This window comes from Citrobacter sp. wls710 (assembly GCF_005281115.1).
Lineage (GTDB): Bacteria > Pseudomonadota > Gammaproteobacteria > Enterobacterales > Enterobacteriaceae > Citrobacter > Citrobacter werkmanii.
On sequence record NZ_SZXD01000070.1, the window covers coordinates 1 to 580 of the forward strand.

At 35.7% G+C, this 580-nt stretch carries 1 protein-coding gene; it reads right to left on the bottom strand.

Going from position 1 to position 580, the window contains the following annotated elements:
* Window positions 1-207: 207 nt before the first annotated feature.
* Window positions 208-516, bottom strand: a complete 309-nt coding sequence (locus FDX14_RS24365) for a hypothetical protein (RefSeq protein WP_001617739.1) — start codon at window positions 514-516, stop codon at window positions 208-210.
* Window positions 517-580: the final 64 nt, after the last annotated feature.

Consider the following 580-nt stretch of genomic DNA (forward strand, 5'->3'; position numbering starts at 1 on the left):
GGACTGCAACGGACTGGACTCATTACTCACCTGGCCATTACATCAAAAGCACTCACCCTTTCCAGCAGGGAGAAAAAACGCTCCTCACTGATAAAAATTTCTTTTTCTTTATTACTTATCTTTCGTAAAAATGATAAAAACTCATAACACACCTTTATTTATATTATACATATACACACACGGTTATATTTATGAGAACCGACAGACTCATTTCCTGCGTTTAACAGGTATAAACTTATCTGACGAAAGATACAAAACAACAACGCTTACCACTGTCAGAATAAGAACCGTCTTCAGATACAGTTTGACAAGCAGTATTTTTTCCAGTGTATCTGCATCCTGCCAGTCGTTAACAATGTCTGAGATAATATGTTCAGGGCAAAGATAAAACCACACCACAGGGCATATCACCATAGCAAAAGGAAACAGTTTTAATACATTGCCTGTCAAACGAATGAACACTCGGGATATACTCATATACATATGAATGTATTTACTGCTTAATTTCTTTTCCATTTAAAATATTCCTCTTTTTGTTTAAGTTACAGAAATACACAGTTACGTTTACGCCACATCAGGT